The sequence below is a fragment of the Gemella sanguinis ATCC 700632 genome (assembly GCF_000701685.1).
GTDB lineage: Bacteria > Bacillota > Bacilli > Staphylococcales > Gemellaceae > Gemella > Gemella sanguinis.
On sequence record NZ_KL370815.1, the window covers coordinates 1,332 to 22,717 of the forward strand.

Below are 21,386 nucleotides of genomic sequence, written 5' to 3' on the forward strand. Positions count from 1 at the left end.
AATGGAAAAGCAGCAAACTGGTGGTATGACGATGGAAAAGATTGGTACTTCTTCCAAAATGGTAAAAAACACACAGGAGAAGGAAAAGATAATGCTGGTAAACATTACTTTTCAAATGGTAAATATGCTAATGGATATCAAAACGGAATCTACTATGCAAAAGGGAAAGCTGCCAACTGGTGGTATGATGATGGAAAAGATTGGTTTTACTTCAAAGACGGTAAGAAGTTTACTGGTATAGCAAATGATAGTTCTGGAAAACATGAATTTGTGAACGGGAAATATGCTCAAAAAGGTGGTAAAACACAATCTAGTCAAGCAACTAGTAATCAATATACTGGACACTACAAAGTAACAGGACTATATATCCCAGTATACGATGGTAATGGTAAAATTTTATCACATATCTCTCAAGGAACTATAATCTTCAAAGATAACAGAGCTTCTGCTTCAGGAAGAATTCCTGTTCAAGTAGCTGGATTAGTAGGATATGTTAATCCATCACAAGTACAAGCAGTTAACTCAAGTACTACATTTATCCCTGACTATGTAAGTGATGGTAAATATGTATATCACAGATACTCTAAAAATAGTAAATTAAAAGTTGCATACCATAATTCAAGTATGCAAGTAGGTAAATCATATTACTCAGCTGATGGAATTAACTTTGGTTCATTTAAATTAGACCATCCTTTCCAATTCAGTAGCTTAAAATCAAAAACAAACTATTCTGCTGCTGATATAAACAAACTTTATACGCTAATGGGAGCTAGCAATAGTATGTTAGCAGGTAAAGGTGCTGCATTTAAAGCTGCAGAACAAAAATATGGTGTAAATGCTTTATACTTAGTAGCTCACAGTGCTTTAGAGAGTGCATGGGGTAGAAGTAATATAGCTAAAGCTAAAAATAACTTCTTCGGAATTGCTGCTTATGATTCAAGTCCATATACATCAGCAACTAAATTTGATAATGTAGATGCAGGTATTTTAGGAGCTGCACGTTGGATTAATGATAAATATCTAAGTAATTCAAGCTTCCCAGCAAAAGGGGCTTACTTAGGAAATAAAGTGAGCGGAATGAACGTTAACTATGCAACTGCACCTTATTGGGGAGAATCTATTGCAAGTATAATGTTTGATGCTAACGATAGATTAGGTAATAAAGATAAATAATAAATTTTAGGCTAGATTACGCAGTTAATCTAGCCTGATTTGTGGAAGGAGAAAGTATGCTAGTATCCATTGTTATTAGTGCTTATAATGAAGAAAAATATTTACCAGGATTAATAGAAGATTTAAAAAATCAAAGTTATCCACACAATCTGATAGAAATAATTCTTATAAATGCAATGTCTACAGATAAAACTAAAGATATTATGGAGAACTTTCAAAAAAATAATAGTGATTTCTATAAAATAAAAGTAATAGATAATCCTAAAAAAGTGCAGCCTAGTGGGTTCAATTTGGGAGTGAAAAATTCAGAGGGAGATGTAGTATTAAAAATTGACGCTCATTCAAAAGTGACTAGTGATTTTGTAGAGAAAAACGTTAATGTAATAAATACAGGTGAATATGTATGTGGTGGGAAAAGACCTACAATTGTAGAGACTTCTGATGATTTCTCTAAGACACTTCACTTAGTAGAAGAAAACATGTTTGGTAGTAGTATAGCTAGTTATAGGAAATCTGATGAAGATAGATATGTAGATTCAATTTTTCATGGAATGTATAGAAAAGAAGTGTTCGAAAAAGTAGGTTTATTAAATGAAAAATTGATTCGTACAGAAGACAATGAGATACATTATCGAATAAGAAAAAATGGTTTTAAAATTAAATATAGTAAGGATATACTATCATATCAATACATCAGACCTACTTTAAAGAAAATGCTAAAGCAGAAATATTCTAATGGATATTGGATTGGTTTAACATCCCATGTTGAATTTAAATGTTTATCAATATTTCACTTTGTTCCATTAGCATTTGTTTTGGCTATAATATTTAGTTTATGCATGATTCCAATTACATCTATATTTATTATTTTATTAAGTAGTGTTTACTTTTTATTTACATTACTTATTACAATTATGACAATAATAAATAATAAGTTTAATGTAACAATTTTACTAATGCCAATAATATTATTTTTAATCCATGTTTATTACGGGGTAGGAACATTAGTAGGTCTAATAAAAGGATTTAGTTGGAAAAAAGAATATTACTCTAATAAATAAAAAAATAATTTTTATAAAATAAAAATACAGAATTTATTTATAATTTAATTCTGTATTTTTTATTTTAAAGTTTACATAATTAATATGTAACAAATTTGTAATTAAGTGGTAACTGTGAAGTAATGGAAATAATGTTATAATGTATATTGATTTTTATTGAAAATATTATGATAACGTATTGAAACAAAAACAGTATAGGAGATTGAAAATAACTATGAAAAATAATATAAAACTAGGATTAGGAATATTAACTGTATTAGCAACACCGTTTGCTGTAGATGCAGCAACTGGATCTAGTGAAGCTCATGCTGCACAAGATACTGTAAAAAATACACAAGTAGCTAAAACTACTAATAAAGAAGAAGTAAAAACTACTACTCAAAAACAAGTGGAAAGTACAACTAAAGTAGGAAATACTAAGGTTGAAACTATTAAAAAAGAAAATATTAAAGTAGAAGATACTAAAAAAGAAAATACTGTAAAAAAAGAAGAAGCTACAAAGAAAGAAGGAACAACTAAAAAAGATGAGTCTACTGATAAACAAGCTAGCTCTGTAAAAACAGTATCAGGTAAACCTCAAGCGCCTGAAGCTGATTCTAAAGAGAAAAAAACTGGTTGGGCATCAAATGGAACATACTATGTAAATGGTAAGTTAGCAAACTGGTGGTATGATGATGGAAAAGACTGGTATTTCTTCCAAAAAGGTAAGAAACACACAGGAGAAGGAAAAGATAATGCTGGTAACCACTACTTTGTTAATGGAAAATATGCCAACGGTTATCAAAAAGATACATATTATGTAAAAGGAGAAGCAGCAAACTGGTGGTATGATGATGGAAAAGACTGGTATTTCTTCCAAAAAGGTAAGAAACACACAGGAGAAGGAAAAGATAATGCTGGTAAGCGTCATTTTACAAATGGTAAATATACTAATGGTTATCAAAAAGATACATATTATGTAAATGGTAAGTTAGCCGATTGGTGGCTGGATGATGGCCAAGATTGGTATTTCTTCAAAGAAGGTAAGAAATTCACAGGAGAGGCAAGTGACAGTGCAGGTAAACACTTATTTACAAACGGAAAATATGCTAATGGTACTGAAAACGGGTTATTCTATGTAAGAGGGAAAAAAGCAAATGGTTACGAAAAAGGAACATACTATGTAGATGGTAAGTTAGGTGACTGGTGGATTAACGATGGCCAAGATTGGTATTTCTTCAAACATGGTTTAAAATTTACAGGAGAAGCAAGTGATAGTGCAGGTAAGCATTATTTTGTAAATGGAAAATATGCCAACGGTAAAGAAAAAGGAATTTACTATGTGAATGGTAAAGTAGCAAATGGATATGCCAATGGAATCTACTATGTTAATGGTAAATTAGGTGACTGGTGGCTAGATGATGGTCAAGATTGGTATTTCTTCAAAGAGGGTAAAAAATTCACAGGAGTTGCAAAAGATTCTTCAGGAGAACATAAGTTTGTAAACGGAAAATACGCTGCAGCAACAGGTAATGGTTCTGATGGACTAAGCAACGTATTAAGTATCGCACAAAGTTACTTAGGTGTTGAGATGGGATCAGCTGAACACAAAAAAATTGTTGATGCATATAACTCAGTTAATCCAAAACCTGTTGGATACACTGCTAAGTACTCAGATGACTGGTGTGATGTTTTCGTAACTACAGTCTTCCAACAAGCGGGATTAAGTAGCCTTATCGGTAGAGAATGTGGAGTTCAACGTCATATCGGAATTATGCAACAAAAAGGAATTTGGCAAGGTAAAGTTTTACCAAAAGCAGGAGATGTTATTACATTTGACTGGGATGGTGGAGGATTTGCCGACCACATCGGAATTGTTGAATCTGTAAAAGATGGAATTGTAACAACTATCGAAGGTAACTCTTCACCTTACACAAGCTCAGGGAAAACAAAAGTAAATAGAAAAACTTATAACTGGAATGCAAGCTACATTAAAGGTTATGCAAGACCAAATTACTAAGAAATAGTATAATAACTTTAATAAGTTTATTAATAGGAGAAGTCGTAAAGTGTGATTAAGAAATCATAATTTATAATTTCTCCTATTTGTTTTAAATTTTAAAAAATAGTATAATATAATGACTTAAATTTTTAGTTGTTAAGGAGAGTTGTTTTGTTAAGGAAAGTGATAATAACTTTGGGTTTTAGCTTAATGTTTACTAGCGTTACAACAGTTGCTAAAGCAGAGTGGATAAAAGATCAACAAAATAAATGGGTGTATTATGAAAATAATTCTAGTAAACTAAACTATAATGTGACAGAAAATTATATAGAGCCGATGAAGTTACCTCAGTATTATCAGGCTGATGATAGATGGGGAACAAAAAGATATGGTTTATCAAATATGAAGCTTACAGGATGTGTACCTACAGCTTTAGCGATGGCTATATCTGGTCTTAAGGAAGATGTTAATCCGGTTCAGGTGGCTGATTTTCTATATGTTATGACTATGGAGCTGAATACTACTTTTTTAGGAACATCTAGCTTAGGAGTTCAAGAAGTAGTAAGTCAATGGGGCTTAAATTATAAGGTAATAGATTCAAAAGAAGAATTAGAAGAAACTTTAAAAAGTGGTACATTAGTCTATGGTGCAGTAGGTCATGGTATATTTGTTAATGGATATAGTACGCATGCTGTTCTATTAACTGGATATGAAAATGGTAAAACAAAAGCTTTTGATCCGGATAATATGGCAAAAACAAATAAGTGGTATAACATAGATGATATTTGGAAAGAACGCAGCTTAGCACCTGAAGATAATATGACAGGTGGAGCATTTATAGCTATTTATAAATAAAAAACTAGTCTAAAAATTTTAGACTAGTTTTTCTTTTTAATTATTCTTCAAAACCGTTTGGATGTTTACTTTGCCATCTCCAAGAATCTTCACACATACGTTTTACATCGTATTGTGCTTCCCATCCAAGTTCTTCTTTTGCTTTAGTAGCATCAGCATAACATGCAGCGATATCTCCTGCACGACGTGGTGTAATAACATAAGGTAAATCACGTCCTACTGCTGCAGAAGCACTTTTAATAATATCTAAAACAGAATATCCTATTCCTGTTCCTAAGTTATATATAGATAGTCCGCTACCTTTTTCAAGTTTTTTTAGTGCGGCAACATGCCCGCGAGCTAAGTCAACTACGTGAATATAGTCGCGTACACCAGTTCCATCGTGTGTATCAAAGTCATCACCAAAAACATTAACTTTTTCTAATTTGCCTACAGCTACTTGCATAATGTAAGGTATTAGATTGTTTGGAACTCCTTTTGGATCTTCCCCGATATCACCACATTCATGTGCTCCAATTGGATTGAAGTAACGAAGTAATACAACATTCCACTCGTTATCAGCAGTATAAACATCTTTTAATATGTCTTCTGTAATTAATTTAGTGCGTCCATATGGGTTAGTTACAGACAATGGAAAATCTTCTTTAATTGGCAATGTATGAGGACTTCCATATACTGTAGCTGATGAACTGAAGATTATGTTTTTACAGTTATTTCTTTCCATAACTCGGAATAATGTAGTAGTTCCAGCTATGTTATTATCATAGTAAACTAATGGAATTTCACAAGATTCACCAACTGCTTTTAATCCTGCAAAGTGGATTACTCCAAAAATATCTTTTTCTGTTTCAAATACTTCGTTTAGTTTTTCTTCATCACGAACATCAACTTCATAGAATGTTACTTTTTTACCAGTTACTTTTTCTACTACTTCTAAACTTTTTTTATTTGCATTGTATAAGTTGTCAACAACAACTACTTTATTTCCATTGTTTAATAATTCTATACAAGTGTGAGAACCAATAAATCCTGCTCCACCTGTTACTAATATTTTCTTACTCATAATATTTTAATCTCGTTTAAAGAGTCCTTTCTAACATTTTATACATATAATTTTATAGTAAGGGCATTCTTATGTCAATAAATTATATTTTATAAAAAATAAAAAATTTATTATAATTAGTACTTTTTTTGTAAAAATAGATAAAATGTAATAGAATATATAGAGTATAAAATTATATTTTTTAGGAGTAAACATATTATGGTAGACAATAAATTAAAAGTAGGATTAGGGTTGTTAACAGTGCTAGCTACTCCAATCGCAGTTAATGTGGCATCAGGTAGTGAAGTACACGCAGCAGAACAAAAATCAGCAGTAGTAGAAAAATCAGCAACGGCAGAAAAATCAGTTGCAGAGAACAAACAAAATGTAACCGAAAAACCAGTGGTGGCAGAAAAATCAGATAATAAAGCGGTAGTTGCAGATAAAAAAGTTACAGAGAAATCAGAAGATAATAAAAAAACAGAAGCTATTGGGAAACAGAAAATTGTAGAGAAGTCATTATCAGAAGAAAACAAAACAGAATCAGTAAAACAAGAAGAAAATAAAAAAAATATGCTGCCAAAAGAAGGTGGGAAACCTTCTGATGGAAAAGAAGAACAAGACAAAACTGGTTATGATAAGGGGATTTTTTATGATAATGGTAAATTAGCTAACTGGTGGTATGATGACGGTCAAGATTGGTACTTCTTTCAGAATGGTAAGAAACATACGGGAGAAGGAAAAGATAATGCAGGTAATCACTATTTTGTAAATGGAAAATATGCTAATGGTTATCAAAAGGAAACATACTATGTAAAAGGTAAGCTTGCAAACTGGTGGTATGATGACGGAACAGCATGGTACTTCTTCCAAAATGGTAAAAAACACACAGGAGAAGGAAAAGATAATGCAGGTAATCACTATTTTGTAAATGGAAAATATGCAACTGGTGAGTATGATGGTAAGATTTACGTAGAAGGAAAAGAGACGACACCGGTAAAAGATGGTTATAAAAATGGAGTATTCTTTGCAGATGGAAAGTTGGCGAATTGGTGGTATGATGATGGTACAGCATGGTATTTCTTCCAAAATGGTAAGAAACATACAGGGGAAGGAAAAGATAACGCAGGATACCATTATTTTGTAAATGGTAAATACGGAACTGGTGAGTACAATGGTAAAGTATATATAGAAGGAAAAGAGATAACACCAATAAAAAATGGTTATAAAAATGGTTTCTTCTTTGTAGACAGTAAGTTAGCAAATTGGTGGCATGATGATGGAAAAGATTGGTATTTCTTTAAGAATGGTAAGAAATATACTGGAGTAGCTAATGATAGTGCAGGGACTCATCGTTTTGTAAATGGTAAATATGATAATAATGTACCAGCAATAAATATGCCACAATATTACCAAAGTGATGCTCGTTGGGGAAGAAAAGTATATGGTATAGCCAATATGACTGCTGCAGGGTGTGTGCCTACGGCGTTAGCGATGGCATTTTCAGGACTAGGTAAACCTGTAACTCCGGTTAACGTCGCAGATGTAATTTATTATAATACTAAAGAATTTAATGTAAGTATGATTGGTACTTCAGGAGCTGGTGCAGATTATGCAATCAAGTATTATAACTTCAAAAACACAGTTATTAACTCTAAAGCACAACTAGTTCAGGCTCTTCAAAGTGGTAATCCAGTATTTGCACTTGTAGGTAATGGGGACTTTGTAAAAGGATACGCATATACACACGGTATTATGCTAAGTGGTTACCAAAATGGTAAAACAAAAGCTATGGATCCAGCTAGTGCTTACAATACAAATAAATGGTATAATGTAGATAGTATTTGGAATCAACGTAGCACAGATCCATATGATACAATGCTTGGCGGATCATTTATGCTAATTGAGAAAAAATAGATAGAAATAACTAGTCTAGAGTCTAATAAATTATATTCTTACCAAAAGTTGATACAAAAATCTGGCTTTTGGTAAGAATATATAAAATTAGATTGTAAGACTAGTTTTTTTATTTGGAATGGTTAAATGCAATGGTCTTTTATAATTCGACTGTTGCTAAATATTAATAAAATTGGTATACTATAAGTTAAAGAACTTGAAAGCGAAGGAGTGTGCTTAATTCATGGTTTATAACCACAGAGTAATAGAAAAAAAATGGCAAAAATATTGGGAAGAGAATAAGACATTTAAAACATTAGATGATCACACTAAAGAGAAATTTTATGCATTAGATATGTTCCCGTACCCATCAGGAGCAGGACTACACGTTGGTCACCCAGAAGGATATACTGCTACTGATATACTAAGTAGATATAAAAGAGCAAATGGATATAACGTACTTCATCCAATGGGATGGGATGCTTTTGGATTACCAGCTGAGCAATATGCTTTAGATACAGGTAATGACCCAAGAGACTTTACTAAACAAAACATTGATACATTCCGTCGTCAAATTAAAGAACTAGGATTTTCTTATGACTGGGATCGTGAAGTAAATACAACTGATCCTAAATATTATAAATGGACACAATGGATTTTCAAAAAACTTTATGAAAAAGGTCTTGCATATGTAGATGAAGTACCTGTTAACTGGTGTCCAGCACTAGGAACAGTACTTTCAAATGAGGAAGTAATCGATGGTAAATCAGAACGTGGAGGTCACCCAGTAGAGCGTCGTCCAATGCGTCAATGGGTACTTAAAATTACTGATTATGCTGAGCAGCTGCTAGCTGATTTAGATATTCTTGATTGGCCTGAAAGTCTTAAAGCAATGCAACGTAACTGGATTGGAAAATCTGTAGGTGCGGAGATTGATTTTAAAATAGATGGTACTGACAAAGCATTCACAGTATTTACAACACGTGCAGATACAGTTTTTGGTGTATCGTACTGCGTACTTGCACCAGAGCATAAACTAGTAGAAGAAATCGTTACTGAAGGTCAAAAAGAAGCTGTAGAAGCTTATTTAGATTTAGTTAAACGTAAATCTGACTTAGAAAGAACAGATTTAAACAAAGATAAAACAGGTGTGTTTACAGGAGCTTATGCGATAAACCCTGTAAATGGTGAAAAAGTAGAAATTTGGATTGCAGACTATGTACTTGCAAGTTATGGAACAGGAGCTGTTATAGCTGTTCCTGCACATGATGAGCGTGACTATGAATTTGCGACTAAGTTCAACCTACCAATTAAAGCTGTTATTGAAGATAATGGTGAGGTAGTTGTACCATTCTATGGTGATGGTAAACACATTAATTCAGACTTTATTAATGGTTTAAACAATGAAGATGCTATCGCTAAAGTTATTGAATTTTTAGAAGAAAATAATGCTGGACGTAGTAAAGTTACTTATAAATTACGTGACTGGTTATTCTCAAGACAACGTTACTGGGGAGAACCAATTCCAATTATTCACTGGGAAGATGGTACTATGACTACTGTACCTGATAGTGAATTACCATTATTACTACCAGAAACAGATAATATTAAACCATCAGGAACTGGAGAATCTCCACTTGCTAATATCGAAGAGTGGTTAAATGTTGTTGATCCAGAAACTGGTAAAAAAGGTAAGAGAGAAACAAATACAATGCCTCAATGGGCAGGGTCATGTTGGTACTACCTACGTTATATCGATCCGCACAATGATGAAATGTTTGCTGATCCAGAAAAATTAAAATACTGGTTACCGGTTGATGTATACATTGGTGGAGCAGAACATGCTGTTCTTCACTTACTATATGCTAGATTCTGGCATAAGGTTCTTTATGATTTAGGTTTAGTTCCATCTCGTGAGCCATTCCAAAAACTATTCAACCAAGGTATGATTCTTGCTGAAGGTAAAGATGGACGCCCAGAAAAAATGTCTAAATCTAAAGGTAACGTAGTAAACCCTGATGACATTATCGTATCACATGGTGCAGATACATTACGTGTTTACGAAATGTTTATGGGACCACTTGATGCTTCTATCGCATGGAGTGAAAATGGTCTAGATGGATCACGTCGTTTCTTAGATAGAGTATACCGTCTATTCGTAGATGAAGAAACTGGAAAAGTTAATGATAAAGTTCAAGATAAAGATAATGCAGAGTTAGAAGTAAGCTACAACTACACTGTTAAGAAAGTATCAGAAGATATCGAGATTCTTGGATTTAACACTGCTATTTCACAACTTATGGTGTTTGTAAATGATTGCTACAAAGCAGAATTTATTCCTCGTAAATATGCACTAGGATTTATTCAACTTCTTGCTCCATTTGCACCACACCTTGCTGAAGAAATGTGGGAAATCTATGGTAATACTGAGTCTATCTCATATGCACCATGGCCAACATTTGACGAAAGTAAACTTGTAAGTGATACTGTAGAAATCGTAGTTCAACTTATGGGTAAAGTTAAAGCTAAACTAGATGTTAAAAAAGATTTAACTTCTAAAGAATTAGAGGAAATAGTTTTAGCTAATGATGAAGTAAAAGAATTAATAGCTGGAAAACAAGTTATGAAAGTAATTGTTGTTCCTGGAAGATTAGTAAATATTGTTGCTAAATAAGGAGAATAGAAATGGAAGAGTTAATTTATAACATTGTAAGTGAAATCGTTGAGCATAAAGATGAAATTAAAATCGAAAAATTCGTAAAAAATGCTCGTGAACACTATATCTTAACAGTACACCCTGATGATTGCGGTCGTATTATAGGGAAAAAAGGTACGGTAATTAATGCTATTCGTACAGTATTAAATTCAACAACATTTAGTAAAAAAGTGTACTTGGATTTAGTAGAGTAGTAAAGTTAATATGAAATATTAAATAGCATACCTCAATAATAATATAAGCATTATTGGGGTATTTTTTATAAAAGTATTTCTGTTTTAATAAATACAACTTTCATACTAGAATTTTATAATTTTTAGAAGTATAATTAAGGTGATACAAAATGATATGTCAGTTGTAATCGGGAGGAAAAAATAATGCGTGAAACAGTAGATGGAATTATTATAGAAGATAAAAATGTAAAAATAGCATTCACTCATAGAAATATTGATGCAAAAAATAAAGATGACATGAATATTTTTTCTGAAAAGTATGGATTTAACTACAGTAATGTAGCATTTAATAGTCAGGTTCATGGTGCATCTGTTCGAAGAATTAAGTCTAGTGCTGATTTAGCTGAAAATGGCAAAGAAGCTGATGGCTTAGTAACATCATTAAAACAAGTGCCGTTGTTAATATTTACTGCTGACTGTGTGCCTATAGTTTTTTATGATAAAAAACAAGGTGTTGTTGCTTTAGCTCATGCAGGATGGCGTGGTACATATGGTAATATTGCCGGGGAAATAGTAGAAATTATGGTAAAAGAATATAGCTGTCAATTAGGTGATATTAAAACTATAATTGGGCCATCGATTTCAAAAGAAAAGTATGAAGTATCTAAAGATTTAATAGAGAAGTTTGCTAGCTTAAAAGTGGATAATTACTATGAAAAAATAGGAGATAGTTACTATTTAGATTTATGGACTATTAATAAAGGTTTATTAGAACAAGCTGGTATTTTAGAAGAAAATATTGAGGTTACTAGTATTTGTACTGTAAAAGAAAATGATAAGTTCTTCTCTTACCGTCTAGATAATCAGACGGCTAAAAGAATAGGTACATTAATACAAATTGATTAATTAAGAGAGGTAAAGCAGGTTTAATGGAAAAAGATATAAAATTAGTTGAGCAAATTTCTACATTTAAGAGATTACCAAAAGGTGATAGTAGATGGAGAGTTGCGTTTTACTATATCGCTAAAGAATTTTGGGATTTAGATGAAGTATTTGTAGTTATTGATAAAAACCTATACACAGAAAAAGGATTGAAGATTCCAGTGTTTAGAGAATATCAAGAAGCAGAAGGGTTTCAAATCTTTTCTAGCTATGTAAAAGCAAAAGAGTTTGTTGAAAAACAAGGTGATTTATTTACTTTAGAAGATGGCACTAAATTAATTGGAAGAATTCGCCAAGGTGCTTTTAGAGAAGTATTTGTTCCATTTTTCGCAGAGCAAAAGTTCAATTATCTTCTAAATGAAGATGAAGGTTTATTTGCGGATACATTTAAGAGATTATTAGGTGTAATGGAAGCTAGTGAAAATTATATAGTAGATGAAGAACAAGAAAAATATCTACTAGATGGTGATGTTCAAAGCTTCTTTGCAGATATTTGTAAAAAATATATAGTTTTAGTATAAAAGAAAATCGTTAGCAGCCGCTAACGATTTTTTTGTTGATGACTAAATCATAATAACTTAACGATAAGAGAAGCTCTATTTTTTTTGTCTAAATATATGTTATAATAAACAAAATAACTTTATAAGGTAGGATAATAAAATGAGAGATATGCTATCAGTGATACTGAGATTAATATTAGGAATTGTAGCTTTTTTTGTAATAATAATAGTAGTTGTTTTTAACTATGAGACTGGAGAAGATAAAAGAAATATTAGATTAGAAGAAGATAGAATTGCAGAATACACAGCTCAAAATTACAAAGATGTTAAGAAAATAGAGTTTAAAAGGTTTGAAAAAAATATTTCAACTCAAACATGGTTTATTGATGCGGTAATAAATGATAATATATCTGTAAGTTATAGTCTTAATGGAATAGGTGAAAATGCGGATATTGGAATATCGTATAATCCTGATAAATTTAAAGAAAGAACTAAAGATGAACAGAATATTACAGAAAAAAGAAATGTTGAAATAATTTATAAATAGGAAAATCATATAATTAATGTTAAAAAGTTATACTAAATGGGAAATTGAGTGTATTTAAATAAAAAGATAAAGCGGGTTGAAAAAATGAAAGATATGAAATCAATAATAGGAAGAATAATATTAGCATTCATAGCATTTATTGTCATAATAACAATTTATGGATTAAAAGGGAAGACAGGCGAAGATGAAAGAAAAATTAGATTAGAAGAAGAAAGAATTGCAGAATATACGATTCAGAATTATAAAGATGTCAAGAAAATAGAGTTTAAAAGTTTTGAAAAGAATAGTTCGACACAAACATGGGTTATTAGTGCAGTAATAAATGATAATATATCAGTAAGTTATAGTCTTTTCAAAATAGGAGAAAATAAGGATATAGGAATATCGTATAATCCAAATGAATTAAAAAAGAGAACAAAAGATGAACAGAATATTAAAGACAAAAGTAATGTTGAAATAATTTATAAGTAGGAAAATCATATAATTAATGTTAAAAAGTTATACTAAATGGGCAGTTGAGTGTATTTAAATAAAAAGATAAAGCGGGTTGATAAAATGAGAGATATGCTATCAGTAATACTAAGATTAATATTAGGGGTTGTAGCTTTTTTCGTTATAATAATAGTATTTGCTTCTAACTATGAGAGTGGAGAAGATAAAGGGAAAATAAGAAAAGATCAAGAGAGAATAGTTGAATACATAAAAGAAAAAGTGGAGTTAACAGACAATGAAGAACTAAGGAAAATTGAATTTAAAGAATATAAAAAAAATAGTTCAACAGGAACATGGCATTTTGATGTGATTTTAAACGATAGAGTGGATGTGACAATTACTTTATGGGGTCTGGGTGGTAGGATATATATAGATGGATTTAAAGATGGAACTATGAAAGTCTTACGTGACGACAGTAAGAAAAAAAGTAATAATAATGATATTGAAGTAATATATAGCGAATAAAAAATCGTTAGCAGCCGCTAACGATTTTTGTCTGTAATAAAGTTTATACCATATGCAATCGCAACAAATAATATTACGATATATATAGTATAATTTGTATAACTAGTATTATTAAGAACGTTTACTAGATAGCTTTGAACAGAAAATGGAACAAACACTGCAAATATTAGTGTAAGTAACTTATCTTTTCTAAATATTATTATAAAGAAGATAAAAGTTAATAATGTCACTATAAAGTAAGTAATTCTTGGTAGTTCGATATTGAAACTTTCTGGTCTTGGGAAAGGGTTATAATAGAAGAATATAATTCCTAACAATACATAAACAAGTATTATACCATTATGTTCTTTTTCAGAACTTTTTAATACGTCTTTTAGTATTAATAGATAACCTGAGAATAACCATAAAACAAGGACGATTAGTATTATGATAAGGTTCATAATATTAAGTTTTTGATCTAAATTAAAGTTTATTTTAAAAGTATATATAAATGTAAAAACTAAAAGTAGAACAGATAGTAATATAGAATATTTTTTATTCATAAGTAAATCCCTTCTTAAATAATTATCAACTTTGAGGATTTGTTGATTAAATTTCTTTTTTTCTATATAATATTAAGTAATTATATCATTTTAAGCAATTTAAAACAAGGAGAGTTGAATGGTGAAAAATATAAAATATAAAAAAACACACGGGTTAATAACTTTATTAGAAGTAATTTTGATAGTTGTGATTTCTGGGTGGTATTATTATTCTGAAAGAAAAATGGGGATGATCAGACATATAATGGCAAAAAATGTTTATAAATTCCCTAAGTACTTTACAGATACAAATATAAAATTAATAGTTCTAGCGTTTGCGATTATGATTTTAATACAGCTATTTATAGTAATAAAATCTAAAAAATATATTGAGACTTTCTTAGTAAATCTAGTACTGGCTGGTATAGGGGCATATACTATTTTAGCCTGCAATGCAGATAGTATATTTATTTATTATTACTGGGTAATCTTTTTTGGTTTATTTAATTTACTTAGATTTCTACAATTTTTCACTTTAAAAATAAAATAAGGTACGAAGGTACTTTATTTTTTTTTTTTTTTTATAAAAAATATTGAGTAGAAAACTTTATAAATTCTTTAAACTTTGTTTTAACTCACACTGATAATATGTAAATGTACCGAAAAATATAGTGAAAATTAATTGTACTAATAGCACTATAAGTTGTATAATTATAATACAATATACTATAGATATTAGTATAAGGAGGGAATTTATGGATAATAGAGATAACCAAAATAATCAAAACTTAGAAAATAATAATCAACAATTTAATAATCAAAATCTAGAAAATAACCAACAAGTTAACAATCAAAACAATGTACAACAACAAAGTTACGATCAAAACAATGAGGAATTTGAAGATTTTGATAATGAGAAATACTTTGAAGAAAATCAAGACTTTGAAGATGAAGAGCAAAATGCTCAAGATCCAAAACAAAATAAAAATTATGGCAAGTTATTTTTAACTGTATTCGCAGCATTTGCGCTAGGAGCTACTAGCGTTTTCGGTGCACAAGCTGTAACGGGTACAGGTAGTGCCTTGAAGTCTTCAGTTACTGCAACAAAAGAAGATAAGGATAACCAACAACTAACTGTTAATGCTATATCAAAAGCTAAAGATGCGGTAGTATCAGTAGTTACATACCAAACTAACAGCAATAACTTAGATTCAATCTTAGGTGGTAATTCAAAAAATAAATCTAAGAATAACTCTAATTCATCTGATTCAGGTGATTTGAAAACAGCATCTACAGGTAGTGGTGTTATTTATAAAAAAACTGGTAATACTGCATATGTAGTTACTAACAACCACGTAGTTAAAGGAGCTAAAAAGTTAGCTGTTATATTAAGTGACGGTACTAATGTTAATGCAGAAGTAGTAGGTACTGATGTTTGGACAGACTTAGCTGTATTAAAAATAAATGGTGATAATGTAACAACTACTATGGACTTTGCGAATAGTGATGATATAGCAGTAGGTGAAACTGCATTTGCGATTGGTTCTCCACTGGATGTTAGTTTTTCAAATACTGTAACAAAAGGTATAGTTTCAGCAGTAAATCGTCAGATTCCTATGGATGTTGATGGAGATGGAACTGTAGACTGGAACCAAACAGTTATTCAAACGGATGCTGCAATTAACCCAGGTAATAGTGGTGGAGCACTAATTAATAATGAAGGTAAACTGATAGGAATCAATGAATCTAAAATTGCCAAAGCAACTTCTAATGTTAGTGCAGAAGGTATCGGATTTGGAATTCCTTCTAATGAAGTTAAATTAATTACTGAACAACTTGAGAAATCAGGTAAAGTAGTTCGTCCTGCTATGGGTGTTCAATTAGTTTCGGTAAATACAATTGCTAATGATACTGTAAAATCGGAATTAAAATATGAAGGTAAGCAAGGAGTAGTAGTTCGTTTAGTTGAAAGTGGTACTCCAGCAGCTAAAGCAGGATTAGAAAAATATGACGTTATAACTAAACTAAATGATACAGAAGTTAAAGATGTAGCGGCAGTTAGAAAATTCTTATTTGAAAAAACTAAGATAGGTGACACTGTTAAAGTAACTTATTATCGCGGAGGTAAAGAAAAAACAGCTGAAATAGTTGTGCAGGCGGTAAGTAATACATAATATATAGAAAATTATGAGGGAGATGTGTTCTCGTAATGGACTTTTAATGTCTTTATTGTTCGTAAAATGTTTATTTTTAGAAATGATAAAGAGTGAAAACATTATAAAAACAGAATTTATAGATTTATTAATTTTAAAAATATTTAATAAAAATGTTTGATTTATTGTAAAAAATAGTAAATATTATTTGCCAAAAAAGTCAAAACATGTTATCATAGTTCTGTTGAAATTTTGAGAAACATAGGTGAATATATGAAGAAAGTAAGAAAAGCAATTATTCCGGCAGCGGGATACGGGACAAGATTCCTTCCAGCTACTAAAGCATTACCGAAGGAAATGTTGCCAATCATTGATACACCTACTATTCAATATATAGTAGAAGAGGCAGTGAAAGCTGGGATAGAAGATATAATAATAGTAACAGGAAAACAAAAAAGAGCGATAGAAGATCATTTTGATAGAAATGTTGAGCTAGAAGTAGAATTAGAAAATAAAGGTAAATTAGAACTTTTAGAAAAAGTAAAATACCCAACTACTTTAGCGAAAATTCATTACGTTCGTCAAAGAGAAATGGCAGGTTTAGGGGATGCAATCCTTACAGCTCGTAGTTTTATCGGAGATGAGCCATTTGCAGTATTATTAGGGGATGATGTTGTAATTAATAAAGAACGCCCTGCAATAAAACAACTTATGGATGAATCAGAAAAAACAGGATGCTCAGTTATTGGAGTACAAACTGTACCTGAAAATCAAACACATAGATATGGTGTAATTGCTCCAAAAGGTCATGAAGGGAAATTATACGAAGTTGAAACTTTCGTAGAAAAACCAGCCCCAGGGACTGCGCCATCTAACTTAGCTATTATGGGACGTTATGTTCTAAATCCAGGAATCTTTAAGCATTTAGAGAAAAAACACGTTGGTGTTGGTGGAGAAGTACAATTAACAGATGCTATCCAAATGCTAAATGAAGAAGAAAAAGTTTATGCTTATGATTTTGATGGAGCACGTTATGATGTAGGGGAAACTATTGGTTTCGTTAAAACTACAATAGACTTCGCTCTGAAAAGCGACCTTAAGGATGAACTAGTTCCATTCTTAAAAGAAAAATTAAGTGAATTAGAATAATACTAAAGCGATGTAATATTACATCGCTTTTTTAAAACTATAGAGGTATAACTATGATTGTTAATCACATTGGAATTTATGGAATTTGTATTAAAGATAATAGACTATTATGTATAAGAAAAGAAAAAGGTCCATACAAAAATAGATTCGATTTACCTGGAGGTAGTCAAAAAGAAAATGAGGGATTAACTGAAACGTTAGTTCGAGAATTTAAAGAAGAAACAGGTTATCAAATAGAAAACTACAGAAATTGCAGGGTTTATGATATATTTGTAGAAGAAAAAAATCGTACGGTACATCATATTATGGTATTTTATGATGTAGACGTTAATTTTGAACAACAAGATGAAGTTTTAGAAAAACTTGTTGATGAATTAAATGATTCTAGTGGAATCTATTGGATTGACTTGGAAAAATTAGATATAAGTAATGCATCTCCTGTTATTTTAAAATTAGTACAGGAACTTAGTAATGATAAAACTATTTTAGAAAAAGTAGTATTTAAGAATTGGAAAATATTATAAAAGAACTTATCCATCAGAAAGTATGGATAAGTTCTTTTTTGTTCTATTTAAAATCATTTTTAGCGTCAGGTTTAGCACCTTTATCTTTGTTTTCATCTACAGGTAGAGAACCATCTAGTTGCCAGTCATTCCATCCTCCATCGTAGAAGTATGTATTAGCACGACCAGTTAGTTGAGTCATAAACCAAGGAATAGAGTTTCTCCATCCAGTTCCGCAATAAACTGCAATCTTATCTGTTTCAGAAATACCTTGGCCTTTCCATAAGTTATAAATTTCTTGTGGATTACGTAATGTACCATCTGGATCATAGTAGTCATCCATATTAGCAGCATCAGTTCCAGAGAATCCGTAGACAGCTCCCTTAGGTTCACCTTTCTTATCGATATAGTCGTAACCACTAGTTTTACCAGTGTATTCATCCCAAGAACGAATACTAACTAGTTTAATTCCTTCTTTTTGAGCTTTTTCAGACATTTCTTTAGCACGAGCTATATCGTATTCAGGATGAGCTGGTACATTAACACCGAAGTCTTTAGCTTCTTGTGGAGTATTAACATTTGATTCTGTTTCATATCCAGCATCTTTCCAAGCTTGTAATCCTCCGTTTAAAACTCGTACATCTTTAACTCCAGCCCATTTAAGCGCCCAGTTTACACGGAAGGCAGCTGACGCATCGCTTGAGTATAATATGATAGTTTTATCACTTGTAATACCTTGTTTTAATAAATTCTTTTTGATTTCATCCGCAGAGCGAAGATTCCAAATTGGACCTTCTTCTATCCAGTCAGTATTAAAGTGATAAGCTCCTTTGATATGCTCTTTGTAGGCTTTTGCCTTATCTAATTCTCCCCAAGAAACTTCAAAGATCGCATAATTATTATTTGTATATGTTTCAGGTTTTTTACCATCTTGTACATCTTTTACCCATTTAGGAGAGACAAGGTTTTGATATTCTGGATAAGCTACTATATTTGCTTTGTTTGCATCGTTATCAGCAAATGTTTTATAATCCTCGAATTTATAAACCTCATAACCTAGAGAAGCAAATTTATCTGATACTTTTGCGATATTATCTTTGTTAGTATCGTAAACAACGATTTTTTTGTTTTTATCAAGTCCTTTATCACTAACAAACTTTGCTTCCTTATCTTTATTAACTTTACCTATGAATGAAGCACTATATTGAATTGAGTTTTTAAGGTGTCCTCCGTTTTTCACGTTATCAACTTTAAACCCGTTATAAGCTTCATCATCACGTGTATCAATAAATTGGTACTCGCTGTTACTTAAATTCTTAGTGAAATCTTCCAGTGAAATAGCCTTTATCTCCTTCTTCTCAACAGGTGTACTACTATTGTTGCCATCTTTTGTAGTACAGCCGCTAAGAATAAATCCTGAAGCTAAGAAAATAATCCCCACTTTCTTAAAGTTAATCATATTAAATTGTATGTGGTAACCTACCACTTTCCTCCTTTTATTTGTACACTATGATTATATTATATAATTTAAAAATTGTAAATATGAGTAAAATTTTTAAATTTCTAGTAAGGTTTACATAAAATATCTCAAACTGTACTATCGTTAAAAAGTATGAATATACAAGTGTGTAAAGGTTTTTGTTTTAAGTGATAATCTCTTTCAATTACAATAAAAAATTATTATGATAACATTTTCTTAAATAAATGCACATATAACGATAACAATAAAGTTTATGTGTAAAACGAAGAGAATAATTTTTTTATTTCTCAAAAAATAAATTAAAAAAAGCTTTGCAAATTTTCTGAAACTGTTATACAATAAAACCAGTAGGAGTTTTGTGCTACTGCTTGTAAATAAATTTTGCTGAAAGGAGGAAAAGGTATGTTAGAGTTTAATGTTGATAAAATTACTATTCCGCTAAAACAACATGTTGGTGGCCCATGTCAACCTATCGTTAGTGTTGGGGACCATGTAAAACGTGGACAACTTGTTGCAACTCCTAATGGATTAGGTGCTAATATTCACACAAGTTTATCTGGTGTTGTTGAATCTGTTGATGAAATGAACATCGTTGTAAAATTAGATAAAGAACAATCAGATGACTATGTAAAATTAGAACCAACAGACGATCATCTACAACGTATTAAAGACGCTGGTATCGTTGGTGTAGGTGGAGCTGGATTCCCTACTGGAATCAAATTATCTGCACAAATACCTGGTGGATACGTAATAGCTAACGCTGCTGAATGTGAACCGGTATTAGGACACAATGTTCGTTACATGGAAGAACATCCAGAAGAATTGGTACGTGGATTAAAATACATTCTTAAACTAACAGGAGCAAAAGAAGGTTATATTGCGATTAAAACTAAATATCGTAAAGCTTTATTAGCTTTAGGAAAAGCATGTAAAAACGAACCAAATATCAGTATTAAAATTTTACCAAATATGTATCCTGCAGGGGACGAACGTGTTATCGTTAGGGAAACATTAGGTGTAATTTTAAAACCTGGTCAATTACCATTAGAAGCAAATGCTATTATCTCAAACGTAGAAACTATTAAACGTATTGTAGAGGCTATTGAATTAGATAAACCATTAATCGATAAAGATATTACTGTCGGTGGACGTGTTCATAATCCAGATGTTTTCATGAATGTACCGATTGGATTACCAATTAGTGTATTTATTGAAAAAGCAGGAGGATACATTAACCCGCATGGTGAAATCGTACGTGGTGGACCATTCACAGGGCGTCCAGCTAAAGAAGACGAACCAATTAATAAAACAACTGGGGGTCTATTAGTGGCAATGCCATATCCACAAGAACGCGAAAAAGTAGGGATACTTATTTGTGAATGTGGAGCCCAAGAAGAACGTCTTCGTCAAATAGCTGACGGAATGGGAGCAGAAGTTGTATCTGTTCAAATGTGTAAACGTATGAAACCAGATAAAAACGGAAGATTACGTTGTGAGCTACCTGGTATCTGTCCAGGACAAGCGGAAAAAGTATTAACAATGAAAAAAGATGGTGCGAAAGCTGTAATAGCTGGTACTTGTCAAGACTGAACTAACACCGTTACAGGTGTAGCTCCTAGGTTAGGAGTAAAAGTTTATCACAGTACCGACCACGTCCTTCGTGCCACTGACCATCATTTATACAGAAGCTATAAAAGCTTAGAATTACATAATAACAAATAATTAGTTGGAGGTTAG

The 21,386-nt window shown here is 31.3% G+C and carries 20 protein-coding genes; 17 read left to right on the forward strand and 3 right to left on the reverse strand.

What is annotated here, in order from left to right; genetic code table 11:
• The 4 genes from T369_RS0108465 to T369_RS0108480 all read left to right on the forward strand — a co-directional run.
• On the forward strand, positions 1-1,173 hold a 1,173-nt coding region (locus T369_RS0108465; protein WP_211247191.1), incomplete at its 5' end, for an N-acetylglucosaminidase.
• 56 nt (positions 1,174-1,229) lie between these two features.
• Complete coding sequence (locus T369_RS0108470) at positions 1,230-2,234, forward strand: glycosyltransferase family 2 protein (protein ID WP_035496577.1); 1,005 nt, start codon at positions 1,230-1,232, stop codon at positions 2,232-2,234.
• A gap of 214 nt (positions 2,235-2,448) precedes the next feature.
• The gene (locus T369_RS09045) at positions 2,449-4,233 is read left to right on the forward strand and encodes a CHAP domain-containing protein (protein ID WP_051619001.1); all 1,785 of its coding nucleotides are present in this window, start codon (positions 2,449-2,451) and stop codon (positions 4,231-4,233) included.
• A 153-nt stretch (positions 4,234-4,386) separates the two neighbouring features.
• Entirely contained in the window at positions 4,387-5,070 is a 684-nt protein-coding gene (locus T369_RS0108480) for a C39 family peptidase (RefSeq protein ID WP_031554332.1), read from the forward strand.
• Between the two features lie 40 nt (positions 5,071-5,110).
• Here T369_RS0108480 and galE read toward each other — a convergent pair whose 3' ends face one another.
• Complete coding sequence (gene galE, locus T369_RS0108485) at positions 5,111-6,133, reverse strand: UDP-glucose 4-epimerase GalE (RefSeq protein ID WP_006363958.1); 1,023 nt, start codon at positions 6,131-6,133, stop codon at positions 5,111-5,113.
• Between the two features lie 198 nt (positions 6,134-6,331).
• On the opposite strand from galE, the gene T369_RS09455 reads away from it, so the two are divergent.
• From T369_RS09455 to T369_RS0108525, 8 genes are all read left to right on the forward strand, one after another.
• Positions 6,332-8,029: a C39 family peptidase gene (locus tag T369_RS09455; protein ID WP_051619002.1), complete on the forward strand. Its 1,698-nt coding sequence runs from the start codon at positions 6,332-6,334 to the stop codon at positions 8,027-8,029.
• Positions 8,030-8,252: 223 nt separating this feature from the next.
• Positions 8,253-10,682, forward strand: coding sequence for a leucine--tRNA ligase (leuS, locus tag T369_RS0108495; RefSeq protein ID WP_031554340.1), 2,430 nt, complete (start codon positions 8,253-8,255; stop codon positions 10,680-10,682).
• A gap of 11 nt (positions 10,683-10,693) precedes the next feature.
• Complete coding sequence (locus T369_RS0108500; RefSeq protein ID WP_006363962.1) at positions 10,694-10,918, forward strand: KH domain-containing protein; 225 nt, start codon at positions 10,694-10,696, stop codon at positions 10,916-10,918.
• A 183-nt stretch (positions 10,919-11,101) separates the two neighbouring features.
• Complete coding sequence (pgeF, locus tag T369_RS0108505) at positions 11,102-11,803, forward strand: peptidoglycan editing factor PgeF (RefSeq protein WP_031554343.1); 702 nt, start codon at positions 11,102-11,104, stop codon at positions 11,801-11,803.
• A 23-nt stretch (positions 11,804-11,826) separates the two neighbouring features.
• A complete protein-coding gene (locus T369_RS0108510; protein WP_006363964.1) occupies positions 11,827-12,360 on the forward strand; it encodes a hypothetical protein in 534 nt (177 codons plus the stop codon).
• Positions 12,361-12,499: 139 nt separating this feature from the next.
• Positions 12,500-12,886 (forward strand): hypothetical protein, encoded by a 387-nt coding sequence (locus T369_RS0108515; RefSeq protein WP_051619003.1) that lies wholly within the window; start codon positions 12,500-12,502, stop codon positions 12,884-12,886.
• 84 nt (positions 12,887-12,970) lie between these two features.
• Entirely contained in the window at positions 12,971-13,357 is a 387-nt protein-coding gene (locus tag T369_RS0108520) for a hypothetical protein (protein ID WP_031554350.1), read from the forward strand.
• 84 nt (positions 13,358-13,441) lie between these two features.
• Positions 13,442-13,843, forward strand: coding sequence for a hypothetical protein (locus tag T369_RS0108525; RefSeq protein ID WP_031554353.1), 402 nt, complete (start codon positions 13,442-13,444; stop codon positions 13,841-13,843).
• A gap of 17 nt (positions 13,844-13,860) precedes the next feature.
• On the opposite strand, the gene T369_RS0108530 is transcribed toward T369_RS0108525, so the two are convergent.
• On the reverse strand, positions 13,861-14,385 hold the full coding sequence (locus tag T369_RS0108530) for a hypothetical protein (RefSeq protein WP_031554357.1): 525 nt from the start codon (positions 14,383-14,385) through the stop codon (positions 13,861-13,863).
• Positions 14,386-14,503: 118 nt separating this feature from the next.
• On the opposite strand from T369_RS0108530, the gene T369_RS0108535 reads away from it, so the two are divergent.
• From T369_RS0108535 to T369_RS0108550, 4 genes are all read left to right on the forward strand, one after another.
• Positions 14,504-14,914 carry a hypothetical protein gene (locus T369_RS0108535; protein WP_031554360.1) on the forward strand — a complete coding sequence of 137 codons (411 nt, stop codon included), beginning with the start codon at positions 14,504-14,506 and terminating at the stop codon, positions 14,912-14,914.
• A gap of 205 nt (positions 14,915-15,119) precedes the next feature.
• Positions 15,120-16,538 carry a S1C family serine protease gene (locus T369_RS0108540; RefSeq protein ID WP_031554362.1) on the forward strand — a complete coding sequence of 473 codons (1,419 nt, stop codon included), beginning with the start codon at positions 15,120-15,122 and terminating at the stop codon, positions 16,536-16,538.
• Between the two features lie 252 nt (positions 16,539-16,790).
• Positions 16,791-17,666 carry a UTP--glucose-1-phosphate uridylyltransferase GalU gene (gene galU, locus T369_RS0108545; RefSeq protein ID WP_031554364.1) on the forward strand — a complete coding sequence of 292 codons (876 nt, stop codon included), beginning with the start codon at positions 16,791-16,793 and terminating at the stop codon, positions 17,664-17,666.
• 53 nt (positions 17,667-17,719) lie between these two features.
• Positions 17,720-18,190, forward strand: coding sequence for an NUDIX hydrolase (locus tag T369_RS0108550; protein WP_031554367.1), 471 nt, complete (start codon positions 17,720-17,722; stop codon positions 18,188-18,190).
• 43 nt (positions 18,191-18,233) lie between these two features.
• On the opposite strand, the gene T369_RS0108555 is transcribed toward T369_RS0108550, so the two are convergent.
• Complete coding sequence (locus tag T369_RS0108555) at positions 18,234-19,655, reverse strand: rhodanese-like domain-containing protein (protein WP_233417898.1); 1,422 nt, start codon at positions 19,653-19,655, stop codon at positions 18,234-18,236.
• A 396-nt stretch (positions 19,656-20,051) separates the two neighbouring features.
• Between T369_RS0108555 and prdC the strand changes: the two genes are divergently transcribed.
• Positions 20,052-21,371 carry a proline reductase-associated electron transfer protein PrdC gene (gene prdC / locus T369_RS0108560; RefSeq protein WP_281727639.1) on the forward strand — a complete coding sequence of 440 codons (1,320 nt, stop codon included), beginning with the start codon at positions 20,052-20,054 and terminating at the stop codon, positions 21,369-21,371.
• Positions 21,372-21,386: the final 15 nt, after the last annotated feature.

Bases quoted from the DNA above. Each gene is read 5' to 3' on its own strand.
- T369_RS0108510 (WP_006363964.1), top strand. From the start codon at position 11,827: ATGGAAAAAGATATAAAATTAGTTGAGCAAATTTCTACATTTAAGAGA.
- T369_RS0108520 (WP_031554350.1), top strand. From the start codon at position 12,971: ATGAAAGATATGAAATCAATAATAGGAAGAATAATATTAGCATTCATA.
- pgeF (WP_031554343.1), top strand. From the start codon at position 11,102: ATGCGTGAAACAGTAGATGGAATTATTATAGAAGATAAAAATGTAAAA.
- galU (WP_031554364.1), top strand. From the start codon at position 16,791: ATGAAGAAAGTAAGAAAAGCAATTATTCCGGCAGCGGGATACGGGACA.
- T369_RS0108530 (WP_031554357.1), bottom strand. From the start codon at position 14,385: ATGAATAAAAAATATTCTATATTACTATCTGTTCTACTTTTAGTTTTT.
- T369_RS0108515 (WP_051619003.1), top strand. From the start codon at position 12,500: ATGAGAGATATGCTATCAGTGATACTGAGATTAATATTAGGAATTGTA.
- T369_RS09455 (WP_051619002.1), top strand. From the start codon at position 6,332: ATGGTAGACAATAAATTAAAAGTAGGATTAGGGTTGTTAACAGTGCTA.
- T369_RS0108470 (WP_035496577.1), top strand. From the start codon at position 1,230: ATGCTAGTATCCATTGTTATTAGTGCTTATAATGAAGAAAAATATTTA.
- T369_RS0108540 (WP_031554362.1), top strand. From the start codon at position 15,120: ATGGATAATAGAGATAACCAAAATAATCAAAACTTAGAAAATAATAAT.
- T369_RS0108525 (WP_031554353.1), top strand. From the start codon at position 13,442: ATGAGAGATATGCTATCAGTAATACTAAGATTAATATTAGGGGTTGTA.
- T369_RS0108550 (WP_031554367.1), top strand. From the start codon at position 17,720: ATGATTGTTAATCACATTGGAATTTATGGAATTTGTATTAAAGATAAT.
- T369_RS0108500 (WP_006363962.1), top strand. From the start codon at position 10,694: ATGGAAGAGTTAATTTATAACATTGTAAGTGAAATCGTTGAGCATAAA.
- leuS (WP_031554340.1), top strand. From the start codon at position 8,253: ATGGTTTATAACCACAGAGTAATAGAAAAAAAATGGCAAAAATATTGG.
- galE (WP_006363958.1), bottom strand. From the start codon at position 6,133: ATGAGTAAGAAAATATTAGTAACAGGTGGAGCAGGATTTATTGGTTCT.
- T369_RS0108535 (WP_031554360.1), top strand. From the start codon at position 14,504: ATGGTGAAAAATATAAAATATAAAAAAACACACGGGTTAATAACTTTA.
- T369_RS09045 (WP_051619001.1), top strand. From the start codon at position 2,449: ATGAAAAATAATATAAAACTAGGATTAGGAATATTAACTGTATTAGCA.